The 18,440-nt window shown below is 58.2% G+C and carries 13 protein-coding genes; 7 read left to right on the top strand and 6 right to left on the bottom strand.

The window, feature by feature from the left end:
* Positions 1-65 precede the first annotated feature (65 nt).
* Positions 66-2,033, top strand: coding sequence for an alpha-amylase (locus tag M5R41_12145; GenBank protein MCZ7557140.1), 1,968 nt, complete (start codon positions 66-68; stop codon positions 2,031-2,033).
* Between the two features lie 191 nt (positions 2,034-2,224).
* Here the strand turns inward: M5R41_12145 and M5R41_12150 are convergent, their stop codons facing one another.
* Positions 2,225-4,573 carry a nitric-oxide reductase large subunit gene (locus tag M5R41_12150; GenBank protein ID MCZ7557141.1) on the bottom strand — a complete coding sequence of 783 codons (2,349 nt, stop codon included), beginning with the start codon at positions 4,571-4,573 and terminating at the stop codon, positions 2,225-2,227.
* Between the two features lie 51 nt (positions 4,574-4,624).
* Positions 4,625-5,344 carry an iron-sulfur cluster repair di-iron protein gene (gene ric / locus M5R41_12155; protein MCZ7557142.1) on the bottom strand — a complete coding sequence of 240 codons (720 nt, stop codon included), beginning with the start codon at positions 5,342-5,344 and terminating at the stop codon, positions 4,625-4,627.
* Positions 5,345-5,550: 206 nt separating this feature from the next.
* On the opposite strand from ric, the gene M5R41_12160 reads away from it, so the two are divergent.
* Entirely contained in the window at positions 5,551-6,237 is a 687-nt protein-coding gene (locus M5R41_12160; GenBank protein ID MCZ7557143.1) for a Crp/Fnr family transcriptional regulator, read from the top strand.
* Positions 6,238-6,496: 259 nt separating this feature from the next.
* On the opposite strand, the gene M5R41_12165 is transcribed toward M5R41_12160, so the two are convergent.
* Positions 6,497-7,204: a DUF2461 domain-containing protein gene (locus M5R41_12165; GenBank protein MCZ7557144.1), complete on the bottom strand. Its 708-nt coding sequence runs from the start codon at positions 7,202-7,204 to the stop codon at positions 6,497-6,499.
* Between the two features lie 298 nt (positions 7,205-7,502).
* A complete protein-coding gene (gene tsaA / locus M5R41_12170) occupies positions 7,503-8,339 on the bottom strand; it encodes a tRNA (N6-threonylcarbamoyladenosine(37)-N6)-methyltransferase TrmO (GenBank protein ID MCZ7557145.1) in 837 nt (278 codons plus the stop codon).
* A gap of 204 nt (positions 8,340-8,543) precedes the next feature.
* Here tsaA and M5R41_12175 point away from each other — a divergent pair, with 204 nt between their 5' ends.
* The 5 genes from M5R41_12175 (at position 8,544) to M5R41_12195 (ending at position 16,703) form a co-directional block, all read left to right on the top strand.
* Positions 8,544-12,638, top strand: coding sequence for a PEP-utilizing enzyme (locus M5R41_12175; protein ID MCZ7557146.1), 4,095 nt, complete (start codon positions 8,544-8,546; stop codon positions 12,636-12,638).
* Positions 12,639-12,650: 12 nt separating this feature from the next.
* Complete coding sequence (locus tag M5R41_12180; GenBank protein MCZ7557147.1) at positions 12,651-13,904, top strand: glyceraldehyde-3-phosphate dehydrogenase; 1,254 nt, start codon at positions 12,651-12,653, stop codon at positions 13,902-13,904.
* Between the two features lie 306 nt (positions 13,905-14,210).
* A complete protein-coding gene (locus M5R41_12185; protein ID MCZ7557148.1) occupies positions 14,211-14,771 on the top strand; it encodes a hypothetical protein in 561 nt (186 codons plus the stop codon).
* On the top strand, positions 14,768-15,004 hold the full coding sequence (locus M5R41_12190; protein ID MCZ7557149.1) for a hypothetical protein: 237 nt from the start codon (positions 14,768-14,770) through the stop codon (positions 15,002-15,004). Before M5R41_12185 ends, M5R41_12190 begins: the two co-directional genes overlap by 4 nt.
* A gap of 121 nt (positions 15,005-15,125) precedes the next feature.
* Positions 15,126-16,703 carry an aldehyde dehydrogenase family protein gene (locus M5R41_12195; protein MCZ7557150.1) on the top strand — a complete coding sequence of 526 codons (1,578 nt, stop codon included), beginning with the start codon at positions 15,126-15,128 and terminating at the stop codon, positions 16,701-16,703.
* Between the two features lie 123 nt (positions 16,704-16,826).
* Here the strand turns inward: M5R41_12195 and M5R41_12200 are convergent, their stop codons facing one another.
* Entirely contained in the window at positions 16,827-17,210 is a 384-nt protein-coding gene (locus M5R41_12200) for a response regulator (protein ID MCZ7557151.1), read from the bottom strand.
* Between the two features lie 307 nt (positions 17,211-17,517).
* On the bottom strand, positions 17,518-18,327 hold the full coding sequence (locus M5R41_12205) for a hypothetical protein (GenBank protein MCZ7557152.1): 810 nt from the start codon (positions 18,325-18,327) through the stop codon (positions 17,518-17,520).
* Positions 18,328-18,440 lie beyond the last annotated feature (113 nt).

Consider the following 18,440-nt stretch of genomic DNA (forward strand, 5'->3'; position numbering starts at 1 on the left):
TATACGTTGTTCTCCCATGCCGGAGTTTCGGCACGCCAGCAATCTCCATCACAGCGGAACACGCCATGATCGCTTTACAGACGTTGCGCGATGCGATCGCGCAAGAGGAATATCAGAACATCGGCACGGAGTACCGCATCCCGGCACTCTGGCTGCACGCAGGTGATACAGAACAGGAACGTGTGCGGGTCGTCAAAGCCATCCCGTTCTTCCTGGAAGGCATTGACGCGATACTGTCGTTGCCGGACGCCTCCCCTGTACGGCAGGCCTCGGGCGGCGAATGGACGAAGGGCGCCGTGGTATACAACATGTTCACGCGTCTCACGACCGCCTGGGATCATGACGGCGACGGCAACGTCGGGATCGAGGATCTACCGGGCGGGTTGCGCGAAACGGGGACGTTTCTCAAAAGCATCGCGATGCTCCCGCACATCAGGAGTCTGGGCTGCAATACCATTCATCTCCTGCCCATCACGGCCATCGGGAAAGACGGCAACAAGGGGACGCTCGGATCGCCGTACGCGATACGGAATCCCTACGAGCTGGATCAGCGACTGGCTGAGCCCTTTCACGGACTCGGAGCGGAGGCGGAGTTTGCCGCGTTCGTCGAAGCGGCGCATCGCCTGGGCATGCGTGTGGTGATGGAGTTCGTGTTCCGCACCGCCTCGAAAGACAGCGACTGGATTCCCGAGCATCCGAACTGGTTTTACTGGATAGACGAAGCCATTCCGGATCGCGACGGGGGCGCCGGGCATGAGGATGGCTACGGCAATCCGCGCTTCAGCAGCGAAGAGCTGAACGTGATCAACTTGCGCGTGAAGCGCAACGACACCAGCAGTCTGCCGCCACCGGGCATGGCGTACAGGCAAATGTTCCGCAGCGCTCCGGAGGAAGTCGTCAAGGAAGGCGACCGCTACATCGGCATACTCGGCGACGGCACACGTGTGCGCATACCGGGGGCTTTCGCGGACTGGCCACCGGACGACGTGCAGCCGCCCTGGAACGACGTGACCTATCTCAAGCTCTTCGATCATCCGGGCTTCAATTACATCGCCTACAACACGATTCGCATTTACGATTCCCGGCTGGCGACGGTGGAACATGAAAACCGGGGCTTGTGGAACAACATCATCAACATCATTCCGCATTTTCAGAAAAATTTCGGGATTGACGGCGTGATGATTGACATGGGCCATGCGCTTCCCAAGAGACTCAAACAGAGCATGGTGGAGCGGGCCAGGAAAATCGATCCGGACTTCGCGTTCTGGGAAGAGAACTTCGCCATCTCCGTCAAAAGCCGTCAGGAGGGATACAACGCCACCGTCGGCTACTTGTGGAGCGACGAGCATATCCCGGCCAAGCTGCGCGAATTTCTGCACATGCTTCAATCGCAGGACGTACCGGTGCCCTTCTTCGCAACGCCGGAGACGCACAACACCCCGCGGGCGGCCACGCGTCCGGGCGGTCTGCATTTTTCACGCCTGGTGACGGCGGTGAACGCGTTTCTCCCGGCGGTACCGTTCATCCATCAGGGCTTCGAGCTGGGCGAGACCTTCCCGGTGAACACCGGCCTCGGCTTCACGCCCGAGGACATCGCCGCGTTGCCGTCGCATACACTGCCGCTGTTCTCCCAATCCGCATTGTGCTGGGACAACGGCGGGCAGATCAGCGATTACATCGCACGTGTGATGACGCTACGCGAAGCATGGAGCGACGTGATCGTCAATCCCTCGGCGCGCAGCATACAGGTGCTGGAGTGCGGCAATCCCTCACTGCTGTGCTTCCTGCGGATGTCGCCGGCGCGCGACAGGACACTTGCCATAGTCGCGAACATGGATGTGCATGCCGGTGCGCATGTCGCCCTTTCCCTCGATACAGATTTTACGGTATTGAAAGACGAGCTCTCCGGCGCAGAAAGTACGCGCGGGGACGGAGGGTTCCATTTCGATCTCGCGCCCGGGCAAGTCCTGGTATTCGAACTGCGTAAGCCCCACACGCAGATCGAGGAATTTCCGGTGGAGGGACACGGATAGCATGAATCCTGCGGCCAGGCGATGATCTTTTTTACATAACGGGTATCAGTATCGGATACAACACAGCGGGCGCTCCTTTCGGCAGCGCCCGCTGTGTGAAGCCGGCAAAGGAATGCCGGGACGGTATATCCCTCCCTCTGCCGTATGCACCCCGGAAATATCCGGCGGAGAGAGAGGGCTCCGGGTGTACGTCAGTCCTGTAATTCGGACACGACACCCACGGGTTTTTCATTTTTCCGCAGCACATCCGCAAAGGTCATGCCGCCCATGTCTTCGCGCGGCTGTCGCGGATTGCGCCACATCTTGTAGATGGCAAGCACCAGCGGGAGCACGCCTGCGACGATGAACACCGTGTCGGGAAGCATGCGCAGCCACAACAGCGTGTGCACCACGGGCTGATAGTAGAAATCAATAGTGCGCACGAACCAGTAGCCGTTTTCTATGCCCTGAAAGAGCTGCATAAAACCGACGGGCAGCAGGGTGATGAGAATCATACCCATCAAGCCGCCATTGAGACCCCAGAACGAGTACTTCAGCAGTTTGTCCGCTTTCTCATTGGATATGGTGCGCATGCTGAAAAGCATCAGCGCGATGCCGAGCATGCCGTACACACCCATGAGCGCGCCGTGTGCATGTGCCGAGGTGAGGAAGCTGCCATGCGAGAAGAAATTGACGGAAGGGAGATTGATCAGGAAGCCCAGAACGCCGGCACCGAAGAGATTCCAGAACGCCACGGCCACGAGGAACATGAACGCCCACTTGTACGGGAATTCCTCACCGCCGCGTTTCATGTAGCGGTAGTGTTCGTAGGCCTCGACGACCAGCAGCGTGAGGGGAATGACTTCCATCGCCGAGAACACGGAACCCAGCGCAAGCCACATTTCGGATACACCTATCCAGTAGTAATGATGTCCCGTGCCGATGATGCCGCTGCCCAGAAGAATCGTGAGCTGGAAGTACAGCGCGCGGAGCGTGGAGCGTTTGGTCACCAGGCCCATGTTCACCATAAGGAAGCCGATGACCACCACGGCGAACACTTCGAACATGCCTTCCACCCAGAGGTGAATCACCCACCAGCGCCAGAAATCGGCCATGGTGATATGCGAACCGGGGCTCATGAAGAACGCGAATCCGTAGAACAGCGGTATGGAAATGGTGGCGTAGAGCAGCAGATGCGTGAGTCCGCCCTTGTCGCTTTCTTTCCGCAGCGCGGGTTTGATGCCGCGATACACGATGACCAGCCACAGAGTGAGACCGACGACCAGGATGACCTGCCAGAAGCGGCCGAGGTCGATATACTCCCAGCCCTGATGGCCGAAGAGGAACCAGTTGTCGCCGAAATCGCCGCGAACACCGAGGTATTCGCCCGCGAGGCTTCCGCCCACGAGCGCCACCAGAGCGACGAACAGCGCGTTGATCAGCAGCTTCTGATGCTTCGGTTCGCTGCCGCTGATCATCGGCGCCAGAAACATCCCCATGGCCATCCACGCGGTGGCTATCCAGAATATTGCGAGCTGCAGATGCCAGGTGCGTGCGATGTTGAACGGCAGTATCGCCGCCATATCAAAGCCGTAGAATTTGTTGCCCTCGATGTAGGTATGGGCCATATAGCCGCCGAGCACGGTTTGCAGGAGAAAGAGCAGCGTCACGACCACGAAGTACTTCCCCACCGCACGCTGTCCCGGCGTGAGCATGAGGCGGTTCATGTTGAAGGCGGGAAAGCTGCTGAAGGCTTCCTCCGATTCGAGCCGGTATTTCTTCCACACGAAGAGCAGCACCGCGGTCATGAAAATGAGCAACGTGACGCTTACCCCGCTCCACACGAAGGAGTTGGCGGATTGCTGATTTCCCGCATCGGCGTCGAAGGGCCAGTTGTTGGAATAGCTGCTCGTTGTTTCCGGCCGTATGGCAGTGGAGAGCCAGGACGTCCAGTAGAAAAAGTCTGCCATGTGCTGGGCCTGATCGCCCGCCATGAACCATCCCTGCGTCGTTTCGCGAGTGCGGATAATCGCATTGGCCTGCAAACCCGCGCGGTCATCGGCTTTCGAAAACATCTCACGATAATGCGCGCGTACGGCTTCCAACGCCGCCGCTTGACCGTCGGTGAGCACAATGCGATCCGTTGCGGCATCGTAGCCATTGTGCTTGAGTTCGCGTTTTACCTGCGCCGCGATCGCGTCCTGCAGTGCGATGTCGAGAGCGGCATATTCTTTGCCATGGAGAGTGTGCGCATAATGGTCGCGCATGGTGGTGGTAGTGATATGCAGAGATTGCGCGGTGAAATCCGGTCCGAGATAGGACCCGTGGCCCATGGTGCTGCCGTACTGCATCAGCCCGTGGCTCTGGTACACGGCCTGTCCGGCCATGATAGCCTGATAGGTGGTGAGGACGTTGCCGTTGTTGTCCACAATTTCGGCCGGGCGCGGGGCGGCGTCTTCATAGACCCAATAGCCGCCGATGAGCAGAACGGTAAAGCCGAAGAGCATGGTCAGGAGCAGAACGTGCTTCCAAATGCCGGAGCGAGGTTCTTCGTGTTTCATATCGGAATTCCTTTGAAGTGCTTCAGAGTGTTGAGGTGGAGTGTGCGTGGATCAATGGATCGCGAACAGTGCTTCCTCCATCGCGATGGCGCGGGGATGGAGCACGTTGTTCTCGAGGTGAATGTGCATGTGCAGATCCTGTTCGAACTCACGCAGTTCGTTGTAGAGCAGTGTAAAGGTGGTGCAGGCATCGGGAGGAATTTCCAGACCGTTGGTCAACGCATGGATGCGTTCGTAGGCGCGGCCGACGTTTTCGTGTTCCGCTTCCATGACCGAGATGGGGCCCATGACGGATCCGAGTCCACCGCCGGTGTTCGGCATATCGCCGCGCTCGATGGCGGCGAGACGCTTGATGTAAGGGAAAAGGATTTGCTCCTCCTTGACCATGTGCGATTCCAGTTCCGCACGCACGGCGCGGAAAATCCCTTCGACCTCGATGGTTTCGGGATGCGATTCACCGTGACGGTAGGCCACTTTTGCCGCATGTTCGCTGATGGGCTGCAGCATCGTGCGTACGTACTGATGATGCGTATTCACGATGTAGTCAATGAGGAATTCGACGGACCAGGCGGTCACATCGGGCGATCCGTTGCGGGGAAGATTCGCAACCTCATCGAGAATCGCGCCGGCATCGAGACCCCGCTGGGCGCAGGCTTCGGCAAGGGGAATTTTTCCGCCGCAGCAGTAGTCAATCCCGTACGATTCGAACACCAGGGCTGCCTGTGTATTTTCGCGAACGATGTCGCCGACGGTTTGCGCTGTTGTATTCATGTCACATCTCCTGTGCTGATTGGTGATTGCTCCTGCATGCAATCTAGACACCAGTTGCCGGGAGAAATTTGACACAGATCAGATTTTGGAGGATTTGTATTTTTTTATGCCATCCGGCGCTACAACTGCCTTCGCACGACCAGGCGCAGGCCCTGTCCCGCTCCTGCGGGTGGTCACATATCGTTCGAATTCTGCTATTTTACCCTATGAACGACGACACCCTACTCGATATCGTCAGAACCATTCCGCTCTTTTCCGAGCTCGATCTCGACGACCTCATCGTCCTGATGGAATCGTGCACGCTGAAGGATGTGAAAAAGGGGACGCTGCTGTTCGAGGAGGGCGCGCCGTACAGGGGGATGTACGTAGTGATCGAGGGATCGGTAAAGGTGTTCCGCATGACCGCCGAGGGAAAGGAAACGGTGTTGCATCTGCTTTTCCCGACGCAGACGCTGGCGGAAATCCCCATGTTTGCCGGCAGCGGCTATCCGGCGCATGCGGAGACTCTGGAGGATTCCCGTCTGTGCTTCGTGGAGAAGGATGGCTTCCTGGCGCTGATCAACCGGGATCCGGAACTCGCACTGAAGATGCTTGCGGGTCTGTCCAAACGCCTGCGCGCCCTTGCCTCGCAACTGGAAGATCTGACGGCGCTCGATGTGCGTACGCGCCTGTTGCGGTATATCGTGGACGAGCATTCCCGGCAGTCGCACTCCGTGCTGATATCGCATATCCGACTGCCGGTATCCAAGTCCGTGCTCGCGGCAACGCTGGGTATGTCGCTGGAAACTCTGTCCCGTACCTTCCGCAAGCTCGAGGACGAAGGACTGATACACATCAAGGGGAAGATCGTCGCTTTCGACGACGCGCAGCGCCTGCGGGATGCATTGCGGTAGGAGGCGTTAAAGGAGGTGTCGCCCTTCGGGCTGAAGCCCGGGGTCAGAGGCCCCGGGCTGAAGCCCGGGGTCAGAGGAGGTGTCGCCCTTCGGGCTCGGGATCCCTTTACTCTTTACCCTTCACCCTTCACCCTTCACCTCTCCAGTGGCGCCCTTCGGGCTCTTCACCCTTCACCTCTACAGTGTCGTCCTGCGGGCTCAAGGCGTCGTTTAACTTTTAACGTTTCACGTTTAACTCTTCACTTTTCGCACTACCCCTCTACCCGTTCTTGAGGAGGTAGCGGATAAAGGGAGTCATGGCGGTGAAATGCTCGACGAGTATATCGGCAAAGCCGCCGTCGTCGAGTGATTTGCCCGGAAGTTCGGCCCATGCGAGGAATTGTTTGCGCATGAGGAGATCGGCGGCAGGGTGATCCTTATCGAATCCCTGGGGGACGCGGGTGAGAGATTCACCCGTCAATCCGCCAAACAATCGTGCGAATTTTTTATCTGCAAGAATGGCGCGGAACTCGTCGGGATTCGCGGCGATTGCGGGCCGCAGCTTTTTGAGCTGGTCGCCGGACGGTGCGTACAAGCCGCCGCCCACGCCGACCTCGCCGGGCATGATGTGGAAATAATATGCGGCGTCCACTTTTCTGTCGTAGCCGCGCAGGGTAAAGGCGGCGGCGGTGTTTGTTTTGTACGGCGATTTGTCCGCGCTGAAGCGCACATCACGGTTGATGCGGTACAGCGCTTTCCTGGGATCGATCTCGATATCGCTGTCCACGGCACGAAGACGATTTGCCAGGTCGTCGAGGAGACTGAGCATGGGCTCCCGTACGCTCTCTTCATAGCGTTTCTTGTTTTCGAGAAACCATTCGCGGGTATTATTCGCCTTCAATTCCTTGAAAAAGCGCAACATGTCCTTGGGAAATCCCGCGAACGGCGGTTGTACATGCTCATCGAACGGATTGATTTTCTTTGCCATGGAAGCTCCTCGGTGCGGTGGAAAAGTGGAAAGTAGTATTCCGGTGGGATTCGGCCAAATATGGTATTGCCTGATGGGATCTTCGCTGCGTCAGAGAACCATGCGGATGACATCGCGCAATGTGGAACGATGATCACTGTGATGGCTGGTACTTGAGCGAGTTTCGGCTTCGCTCAACTGTAGCCGAAGGGCGGTCCCTTCGGCAGTGGTCGGGCGGCCCTTCGACTACGCTCAGGGACCGCCGGAACTACCCTCATGAACCGTCGGAACTACGCTCAGGGACCAATGCGAGCAGATATCATCCACGAATTGGACCGCTACCCTCGGCGAAGGGCTGCCGGGAGAAGCGGGCATTGAAGCGTCGGTGAAGATTCTTATCCTCGTGGGGATCTTCATCGGCGGCAAGGTCGGCAGCAGTGTAGCAGGAAAACACGTCGAACACACGAACCCGTCGGTTCTCGTGCCAGAGCTCGAACGCGATGCGCCAGGTGCGGCGGGCCAGAACGTAACGGTGGTCGTCGGCATCGCCAAGCGCTTTGATGCGTTTGCGCTTGGACCGCACCGGATTGACCTCAAGCTGGAGCGTGATAAAGGGACGCAAGTCTATGCCGCCTTCCTGCCGCAGCCAATCGAGACGTTCGCGTGCAGACGGTGTGATCTCGATGGTGTACGACTCTTCGTCGTTACGCACCCAGCCTGTCGAGGCGTCCGGGAAAGCGTCGGCATACGGTAAATAGGGCTTGATATCCAGCACAGGCGTACCGTCGAGAAGATCACATTCCGCGAGACGGAGTTCGAGCCCGTCCACCGACAGAAGGCGCACACAGCTGAGTCCGATCGGATTCGGACGATAGGGTGCGCGGGTGGCGAACACCCCAACCTTATCGCGTCTGTGACGCGGGACGTTTACGCGCGGTTTCCAGCCTGTGTTCAGGTGAAAGACATAGAGCACCCACACACGTTCGACACCGAGGAGATCGCCGACCGCCTGCTCAAAATTATGACCGGGCAACAGCCGCAGTACCGCTTCACACGCGGACGACAGCACCCCCTGACGCGGCGCATCGTAGCGTGCCAGCGCGTCGGACGTGATGTAGCCGATCGGTGTAAAGCTGTACGTTTCCTGCGTGTTCATACTAACAACATAGGAAAATGCGTGCTGTGCCGCGCGATACCTCTGACAAGAATCGCGGCAGCGTGCCGTCGGGATGAGCGGGCGCTTTCCGTCCGCGTCTCGTAAATCATGCGCTTTCTTCCTAAATTCAGGAAAGGAAATCCGGCCGGGAGCTGTGCGGCGGCCGTTGAACACAGCACAGGGGTGCTATTACCGGAGAATGTCATGACGACCACTGGTCGCTTTGAATCGACCGCGCTGCGGGTCAATCTCGAGAAAACGCGGACCGAGGAGCTCACGCTCCCCGGTGAGCATCAGTTTCTCGTGGACGCCGCCGCGTCGCATTATGGCATTCAGCGGCGGCTCGTGCAGTTTCTCGCGGAGCTGCACCATCGCTTCCCGAATCGCGAGGTGCTTATCGAAGGCCTCCGGCAGATCGCGTTACAAGATCTATGGTTTTATGCCGGACATGACGATGCGCCCGCGCTGCTCCGCACCCTGCTTTCCCTTTTTCGCGAACAGCTCGCCGAGGAATATCCCCTTCCGCTACAGAAACGGAGTTTACAGACGCTGCTCGAATTTCTTGAGCATCTCCGCGAGCGTGAGGATCATGACCGCTTTCTTGGTGATATAGAAGCAGGTCTGGCGCTCATACGAGAAATGCTGGAAGGGAACGAGAAACTGCACGTAGCGGCATCGGGGTTGCTGCGCGCTCTGCTTCGTCACTTACCCGGGGATGCAAGATTCCGCCCGGGCCTGTCCGATCTGCTCAAGCGCTCACTGGAGTTGTCGCTCGATTACTGGAGCAATCAGACCGATGTCGAACGCTGGCTGACGGAGCGCTCAACCCTGTTCCCCGGCAATTATGATCACATCATTGATTTTGCCGGACAGCCGTTTTTCCAACGCGAGCGCGCCGTGCTGCGCAACGCGCGGGAGTGGGATGATCTTGTGCGCGTGGCGGACTTCAACGCCACGGCCGACCGTATCGTCGCGGCGTCGGAATTGTTTGCGTCGCCCCTCGAACGCCTGTCCTGGCTGTTCATCGTCATCCATCAGGAGAGCATGGACGGCATGCGCGAGCAGTTGCTGCGGGACATCAACCGCGCGCTGAAGCTGCTGCGCGACGCCTGTAGCGAGGACGAGCTGCTGGTGTTTTTCGGCAAACTCTTCACGATGTTCGGGGAGTTGCGGAACAGGCATATGTCCAGCATACTCGACTGCGTGCTCACGCTCGGCCGCGAAGTGCATGCAACGGAATCGCAGCGACTGATAGACGCGTTCATCGAGCATCTGGTGGATTTCGGCTTTGTCACCCCGAAACTCTCCGGGGTCACGGACGAATGGCAGGTGAGCGTCGACCGCAATCACATCAAGAACATTCGCGTGTGGCTTGCGCTTATCCAGTTGCATCCTGCGTCGTGGCGCCATCTGCTTTCGGCCCTGCTGATCAATCTGAAGCTCGGCGGCGTGTTCATTTCCGATACGGATCTGTTTCAGCGCGACGTGACCGCACTGCTGAATGCCGACATCGGTCCCGTGTACTACCTCGTCAAACAGCTCGCGATGCTGTTTCCCGTGTACTTCAACGAGATCGGCGCCGAAGGCGAGTTGCGCGACACCAGTACGGTGATTGACGAGCTGTCGCAGCGCCACGACCGCCTCATTCATTTTCTCAGAAAGCAGGTACACGCCGAGAGCAACAACCTCCATATCAAGCTCACAGACGGCATTCTGCGGTATTGGTTCGATGGCGACAGCGAGGCGCTGCTCCCGTATCTCCCGCTGGACGTGGCCGAGGGACTGGAAGCGGAGGGGCACTGGTACGACGATGTTCACCACACCGTACGCACGCTGTGCGCCACCCTGCAGCTCCCGCCCGAACTTCTCTCGACCATACCCCTCCGCCGTATCGAGGCGCTGTTGGATGCCATGACCGAGGTGCCGAGCATGCACCGCGCCCGTGTGCGGCATCTCGTGCGCATCAAGCAATTGCTGACGGAGAAGTACACCATAGACGTGCATGACATCGTGCCGCACATGGAGAAACTGGCGGTATTCCGACGTCACGATATTGACGAACTCGAACGTCTGCTTGCGTCCGGTGACGCGATGAAGGCCCTGACCTTTGTGCTCGACGCCATTCGTCGCCTGCGGAATGTGATTCTCGATGCAGAGCAGACGACCGGTATCGAAGACATCTACTACAAACGCCATATCGCGGCGGGTATCCCTTCGATGTACGGGCGCTATCTGGAGCCAAAATTCCAGGCCATGGGTCTCACCTTCCGCTTCGAGGCGCTGGCCTCGCAGCTGATCGAAAAGCTCATCGCGGAAACGAATCTCCGATACATCACCGCGCCGACGCTCAAACGTATCGCGCTCATCCTTTCGGCACTCACCGAAAGTCTCGAGATCGAGGGTCTCTCCGATGTCGGTTTCACGAGCACGCTGGAGATGTTCCGCTACAGTCTCACGACGTGGACGTTCACCATCGGGCAGTTCATGAATCTGTTCCAGTTCATGGCCTCGAACGTCACCGGTATCATCACGGAAAACTTCATTCAGCCGCATGACGCCATGCTGACACGCCTCGTGCGTGCGATGCACCAGGACATTCAGGTACAGCAGCTTCATGCCCTCTCCGAGCAGTTCTATCGGGATCTGATTGCCGGCAGTTTCCCGGTGCCGCAGCTGGACAATTTCATCAGTTCCGTGGTGGCGTCGCTGAACGAGATGATGCGGCATCTGCCTTCGGATGCGGCGCAAAGCGCCCTGACCTACGAACCGCGGCTCATCACCACGCGCTTGTATCAGCAGAACAGCGATATAGACAATCCGGTGTTTCTCGGGGCCAAGGGATACTATCTCAAGAAAATGACGCAATTCGGCTTTCCTGTTCCGCCCGGCTTTGTGCTGACCACGGAGCTGTTCCGCCGGAGGACCATGCTGACGCGTCACCCGGATATGAGTGCGGAAGTGGATGCGATAATCATGGATCGCGTGCACGATCTGGAATTGATCACCGGCAGGGGCTATGGTGATCCGGACAATCCGTTACTGCTTTCCGTCCGTTCCGGGGCCGCGATTTCCATACCCGGAGCCATGAACACCTTTCTGAATGTGGGATTGAACGACAGCATTGTCGAGCGATTGAGCACGAAGCATAATTACGGGTGGACCTCGTGGGATTGTTACCGCCGCTTCCTTCAGGGTTGGGGCATGGCCTACGGCATTGACCGGGATTCCTTTGACGGCATCATGATGCGTTTCAAGGAGGAGTATGGCGTTACACAGAAAATCATGTTCACTCCGGCGCAGATGCGGCATATCGCCTTCACCTACAAGGATGTGCTGCAAGAGCATGGTGTGCGCATCGAGGAGGATCCGTTCCGCCAGTTGATCCAGGCCATTCTCTCGGTGCTCGATTCCTGGTACACGGACCGTGCAAAGGTGTATCGCAGCAAATTGAGTATCGCCGAGGATTGGGGCACGGCGGTGGTCGTGCAGCAGATGGTACTGGGAAATCTGAACTACGACTCCGGGACCGGCGTCTTGTTCACCAGGGATCCATTCTCCCGCGAACCCGGCATACACCTCTACGGCGACTTCACCATCTGCAGTCAGGGTGAGGATATCGTGGGCGGGCTGGTGCATGTGCTTCCCATTTCCGAGCAACAGCGCAAGCGCTCCAATACCCCGCAGGAGTTGTCGCTCGAGAGAAACTTCCCGGAGATATTCGCGAAGCTGCACACGTACGCCCGGGAACTCGTGTACGACCGCGGTTTCGGACATCAGGAGATAGAATTCACCTTCGAGACGAAACAAGCGGAAGATCTGTACATATTGCAGACACGCGATCACTCTGTGTTGCACGAAAGCGAAATGCCGGTGTTCGACAGTCCCCCGGGCACCTTGCACCCTGCGGGCACCGGGCTCGGCATCGGCGGCGGCGCAATGGTCGGGATCGTCTGTTTCGATATGTCGGATCTCGAGGAGCAGCGACATGTGCATCCCGAAGAGCACATGATACTGGTGCGGCCGGACACCGTTCCGGACGACATCGGCATGATCTTCGAATGCGATGGCTTGCTGACCGCCCGCGGTGGTGCCGCTTCGCACGCGGCGGTGACAGCGGTACGCTTGCGCAAGACCTGCGTGGTGGACTGCCGTGATCTGATCGTCGACGAGACGAAAAAAACCTGTTCGATTGGTCCGCATCGCTGGGCCGCCGGCGATTCCATCGCAATTGATGGACGGCTCGGCTTTATTTTTACGGGGACGCACCCCATTTGCTATGAAAAAATCCAATTTCCCTGACAGGAGGTCAGTATGAGCAGCGATGTCCGCCGCGGGAATCTTCTCGGCATCAACGGTCTCGGCCGCATCGGCAAAATGCTGTTGTGGTTTTTTGTGCACAACAAGCACTTTGACGGCATCGTCATCAACACGGGTCGTGAAGTGGGTCGCTCCCTCGAGGATCTCGCGCATCAAATCGGGGCCGACTCCACGTACGGACCGATGGAGATGTTCCTCTTCGGCCTCTCCGGCAAACGGGACATACGCATCGTCGACGAGCAGAGCGGTGTAATGGAAATCCACGGCCTGCCGATTACGGTATTGCGCAACGCACGGAATCCGAAGGACATCGACTGGAAGGGCATGGGCGTGCAGGTCGTCATTGACTGCACCGGCGTCTACCTCGATCCCACCATCCCGATGGACGACGCGAAGGGCAGCATACGCGGCCACCTCGCCGGCGGCGCACGCGTAGTGCTGGCGAGCGCGCCGTTCAAGATCAAAGACAAGGCGGCAAGCATGCCCGACGACAGCGCGATGATGATTTACGGCATCAATCACACGAACTTCGACACGCGCAAACATGCCCTGATTTCAGCGGCATCCTGCACCACCACGGGACTGGCGCACATGATGAAGCCTCTGCTCGAAAACGAGGAAACATCGCGCATCCTTACCGCGTCGCTTTCGACCATTCACGCGGCGACGAACACGCAGAGCGTTCTCGACGCAGTGCCCAAGTCCGGTGCGTCCGACCTGCGCAAGACGCGTTCGGTGTTCAACAACATCATTCTCTCCTCCACCGGGGCAGCGAAGGCACTGGAACTCGTTCTCCCCGAGATCAAGCGCGTCGGCTTCATGGCGGATTCCGTCCGCATTCCGACCACAACGGTGTCGCTTATCAATCTCAACCTCACGTTTCACTCGCCGTTGAACGACAAAGGGGTGCCGACCATCAACCGCGCATTTCTGAACAATCTCTACAAGCAGGCGGCGGCCGGTGCGCAGAAGGATTTGCTCGTTTTCAGCGAGAAGCAAAACGTGTCGGCCGACCTGCTGGGTGTCCCGGCAGCGGTGGTGATCGAGGGCTTCGACACGCATACCCGGACGGGATTCATTGATTTGCCGACAGACATTCTCCGCACTTCCGGCGTACAGAGCGATCAACCGATTCAGGTACCCGTGACGCACGCCAAGCTGTTCGGCTGGTATGACAATGAGTTCGGGAGTTATGTGACGTCGCTGGGCAAGCTGGCCATGTATGTAGATCGCACGCTTGCCAGCTAACCACAGACCACAGACCACAGACCACAGACCACAGACCACAGAAAGAACAGAAAGAACAGAAAGAACAGAAAGAACAGAAAGAACAGAAAAGGACAGAAGGAAGAAATTCGAATACCGATGATGAGGCGGGAGAAGCAGGGCTGGAGGGGGTCGGGCGAGCTGTTGATTGTGTGTGGCAGCGCAATAGGCCTGGGCGATATCGTGCTGTTGTTTTGGCTCGACGGCGACGATCTGTTTCCGGCACACTGTTCCGGCACACGCATTTCGATTCAGCTCCGTCCATCTGTATGAAAGCGAGGAAGTGAGATGAATCCCATACTTGAGGCAGCGCAGGAAATCTGCGATTTCATTCACACGGAGGGTTGGCGATGCTGTATTATCGGCGGGCTTGCGATACAGCATTGGGGAGAGGCACGAACAACACTTGATGTTAATATTACCGTGCTCTCGGGTATCGGAATGGAGGAACAGTACGCCAACGCGCTCCATGCTCGCTTTGAGGCCCGGATCGATAGTGCGCTTGAATTCGCTGTGGCCAACCGTGTCTTGCTGCTCCGAAGCAGCAACGGTATTGATATCGATATAGCATTGGGCGCTCTGCCATTCGAGGAGGAAATGATGGACAGACTGGTCAACGTGGAATTCGCTCCCGGCATACATCTTCCTTGCTGCACAGCAGAGGACCTCTTTATCATGAAAATGTTTTCTGACCGAAGAAAGGACAGATTGGACGCCGAGAGCATCGTCATACGCACTGCGTCCCTTGACACCGGATATATTTATCGCCAACTTGAGCAGATATTTCTTATCGCGGACTCCCCAGATCTCTTACGGCAGGCGGAACAACTGCTCGGAGATTCGGCATGAAGCAGTTGAGTCTTGAGCAGCAGCGCGAACTTGTGCGTATTCGCCGGCGGGGCGAAGAAGAAGCGGCCCGGCTTCGCAGGGAGCGGCTGCACGGTATGCCGTACAATTGGGAACAGGTCGTCGCGTTGCTGGATCTGGGCCTGTTGGCAAAGCTCCCGTCCAGAAGCAGCAGCGGTCTCGTCGAAATGCAGAGGCGCCTGTGGAAAGCGTATGGCCGGAGCATCGACGACTGAATTACGAGCGGATGTTTTCATCTCATTTTCCCCTTCGCCGTACAATGTGTAAATTAGAGGCTGGGCGCAGTGTTACGCGCTGTATGAACACGAAGGAGCTGCCGTCGGGCAGTACAGCACTATGAGTCTTGCCGAAAGGATTGTATCACGGGGGGATATCCCGCGCGATTACCGGTTTGAGGAAACGCACATCACCGAGGTTCTGGCGGGCGGCCGCATTGCCTGGAAGGGCGAGACGGTTCCGTCGCAATCGCCCGTCCCCCTGCGGCGCAACGACGGTCTGGCGGCCTACGCCCTTCCGGGAAGCTTCCCGGCATGCGACGAGGAGCACGCCATGCTGGCCCTCGATGCCGCGCTGGAGGCCTGGGACGAGGGAGACGGAATATGGCCCTCGATGTCCATGGAAGGCCGCGCCATGGTACTCCATGCGTTATTGGAACGCATCCGTCCTTTGCGCGAGCGTATTGCTTCCCATATCATGTGGGGCGTCGGCAAGGCCTGGACAGAAGCGCTCAACGAGTTCGACCGGACGCTGGAGTATGCGGCGGATACCATCCGCAGCGGTATGGAACTGCAGCAGCGCATGCGCACGGATCAATCGCTGCAGCAGGTCACCGGTCGCGCTGAGCTTCAGCCCATCGGTGTGGCGCTGTGCGTCGGGCCATATAATTATCCCTTCTACGAAACACTCACCAACGTCATTCCCGCCTTACTCACGGGAAATACCGTTATCGTAAAAGCCCCGACACGAGGAGAATTACTCTACGCCCCCCTCCTCCCCATTTTCGACAAACTGCTTCCGCAAGGAGCCTTGAACATGGTGTTCGGGGACGGCGAAATGCTGCTGCCTCCGTTGATGCGCAGCGGAAAAATCGACGTGTTTGCCTTTATCGGCACGAGTCGTGTCGCGGACGCGCTCATCGCGGAGCATCCCTGTCCGCATCGCCTGCATTCCATACTCGGGCTCGAGGCCAAGAACATGGCCATGGTATTGCCCGACGCACCGATGGAGCATACGGTTGCCGAAATCGTCAAAGGCGCACTCGCATTCAACGGACAACGGTGCGCGGCGCTCAAGCTCATCGCCGTGCATGAAAGCATCGAAGCGGAATTTCTCGAACAATTGCGTGCGGCGGTTTCACCGCTCCTGCCCGGCATGCCGTGGGAAAACAGCCGTGTGACGCCGGTGATCAGCGCGGATCACGCTGAATATCTGGAGCGCATGCTCGAGGAAGCGGTGCATTTCGGCGCACGTATCGTGAACGAAGACCGACCCGAGCCGGTGATGACCCTGTATCCTCCCGCTCTGCTCGCGGACGTCACGGCGGATATGCGCATTGCACAGGAAGAACAATTCGGTCCCATCATTCCGGTGATGCGGATCACTTCGGCAGACGAAGCGGTCTCCATGCTCAAGTCCTCCCGATACGGACAGCAACTCAGCGTGTTCTCCTCCTCCGCGACGGCGCTGCGCGAGGTGACGCGTACCGTGGCCCGCTACGTGGGACGCATCAACGTCAACGGCAAATGTCAACGGGGACCGGATCACTTTCCCTTCACCGGCAGACGCGACTCGGCGCTGGCCACAGTTTCAATAGAAGATGCCTTGCTCCGTTTCTCTGTCGCGACGGTCACAGCGGTACCGGAGACGGAGGACAATCTTCGGATCTGGCAGGAGATGATGGAGGAGGAAGGGTAGGCTGGTGAAGGAAGCCCCTGTTCCGGAAGGGGTGTCGACGGTACATCCCTGGTACAGGTGTCCGGTGGTCAGCAGGACCAAGGATTCGGGAGCGCGTTGAATGATACGAGGCGATGGGCCGCGCTATAATCCCAAATGTTGCTGGATCTGGGAGATGAAGAGACCGGGATTGATGGGCTTCGCGATATGATCGGTGAAGCCATGACGCAGAAGACGGTCGCGGTCGCCCGGATTCGCGAGGGCGGTTACGGCAATGACGTGCAGGCTCTGTCCATGCGGGAGCGTGCGGATGAAGGACAGAACTTCTTCTCCGTGCATGCCGGGCAGCATGATATCACAGAGGACGACGAGCGGCTCATTTTCCCGCAGCCATTCGCAGGCGGTCTCTCCCGTATCGAACGTAGCGACCTCGTAGCCCGCTTTTCTGAGAATTATCGAGAGCAGCTTGGTGATCGAGCCGATATCCTCGATCACGACGATAGTGTTCGATTTTTTGTTGACGCTCATGAATAGTGGTCTGTCGTTGTGTGACTCTGTATGGATTCCGGTGGACGTGCTTCGCGCGAGAGTTCCGGTAGGTTCAACAACTGCCGCGAGCGGGATACCCCGACTGGCGGTTCACGGTGCGCCCGTCGCAAGGTTTTCATCGAGCGCATCCTTCGCCGGCCTGCGAAGAGGGTGAGTCTGCCGCAGCTGCCTGTGGAACAATGACATCGGCAAGGTACAGAAATCGCCGAAACGAAGGAAACCATGAGCCGTGCTTCAGAGAAATCCGAAGCGGAGGCTGTGGGTGGCACAATGTACACAGATGCGCTCATGGAAGTCGGAACTCTACGGTATAGTTTTTCGGAAGCACCAGCAGGGCCGCATCCCCGAGATCCGGACGCTCGGCATCGAAATTGAGCGTGGCCTTGTACACACCCGGCGGCATGGTTTTACCGGGAATGTCGAAGCGCTTGCTTCCCGTTTCGTACACGGAAATCGGCATTTTCTCCTTGAACAGCTCCTTCCCTTTGGCGTTGCGCACAACCAACGCGAGATTCCCGTGATAGGCGGAATTCCCGAGCTGCTGCAACTCGAAGTTCAGCCGCACGGTCTCCCCGTCCCGAATGATCTTGGTCCCCGCGAGCTGCACATCCGCATAGGTATCGCCTTTGCGATAGGCCAGGGGAATTTCGGCGACTACCGGTCGTTCCACCGTGGATCCCCCCTCCCCATTCCGTACGATAACGCGCCCCCAGTATTCTCCGTCTTTGAGGCCGGCCGGCGGGGCGGCCGTGATTTCGACGGTTGCGGATTGCCCGCGCTCGAGCTCCAGTGCGGACGGCTGACAGCGCACCCATGCGGCGCAGGACTTCGCCTGCCTTGAAGACTCCGGCGTGTCCGTGGCCGCAGGCGTCATTCCGTCAAACCCATAAATCACCGACAAATGCAGCGCAGCAGTTTGCGTTGATGCGGATGTGAATGTCACCTGCAGAGACTGTCTGCCATCATGGAGGTACACCGAAGCCGGGCTGATGCGTACACTCTCCTGCGCAAACCCGGTGGCGCGGGAGAGCAGCAACAGCATACACATGGCAAGCTGCGTGAACAGGCGGGTACTTGAGGTAGTGAAAGACGGCATGGGAACCCATACTGGGTGATCAATCAACAACATCGGATCGGCACAACGGAACGACGCGGCTTTTGCCTCATGTGTTCCGTTTCTGTACGGGAAGCTCTGCTCCGCGAGCGGGG

It is taken from the genome of Bacteroidia bacterium (assembly GCA_027493955.1).
In the GTDB taxonomy this organism is placed as follows: domain Bacteria; phylum Bacteroidota; class Ignavibacteria; order SZUA-365; family SZUA-365; genus JAOSJT01.

Coding starts and splice junctions, on each gene's coding strand:
- ric (MCZ7557142.1), bottom strand. CDS start 5,344: ATGAATACAACAGCGCAAACCGTCGGCGACATCGTTCGCGAAAATACA.
- M5R41_12175 (MCZ7557146.1), top strand. CDS start 8,544: ATGACGACCACTGGTCGCTTTGAATCGACCGCGCTGCGGGTCAATCTC.
- M5R41_12200 (MCZ7557151.1), bottom strand. CDS start 17,210: ATGAGCGTCAACAAAAAATCGAACACTATCGTCGTGATCGAGGATATC.
- M5R41_12180 (MCZ7557147.1), top strand. CDS start 12,651: ATGAGCAGCGATGTCCGCCGCGGGAATCTTCTCGGCATCAACGGTCTC.
- M5R41_12195 (MCZ7557150.1), top strand. CDS start 15,126: ATGAGTCTTGCCGAAAGGATTGTATCACGGGGGGATATCCCGCGCGAT.
- M5R41_12190 (MCZ7557149.1), top strand. CDS start 14,768: ATGAAGCAGTTGAGTCTTGAGCAGCAGCGCGAACTTGTGCGTATTCGC.
- tsaA (MCZ7557145.1), bottom strand. CDS start 8,339: ATGAACACGCAGGAAACGTACAGCTTTACACCGATCGGCTACATCACG.
- M5R41_12160 (MCZ7557143.1), top strand. CDS start 5,551: ATGAACGACGACACCCTACTCGATATCGTCAGAACCATTCCGCTCTTT.
- M5R41_12150 (MCZ7557141.1), bottom strand. CDS start 4,573: ATGAAACACGAAGAACCTCGCTCCGGCATTTGGAAGCACGTTCTGCTC.
- M5R41_12165 (MCZ7557144.1), bottom strand. CDS start 7,204: ATGGCAAAGAAAATCAATCCGTTCGATGAGCATGTACAACCGCCGTTC.
- M5R41_12205 (MCZ7557152.1), bottom strand. CDS start 18,327: ATGCCGTCTTTCACTACCTCAAGTACCCGCCTGTTCACGCAGCTTGCC.
- M5R41_12145 (MCZ7557140.1), top strand. CDS start 66: ATGATCGCTTTACAGACGTTGCGCGATGCGATCGCGCAAGAGGAATAT.
- M5R41_12185 (MCZ7557148.1), top strand. CDS start 14,211: ATGAATCCCATACTTGAGGCAGCGCAGGAAATCTGCGATTTCATTCAC.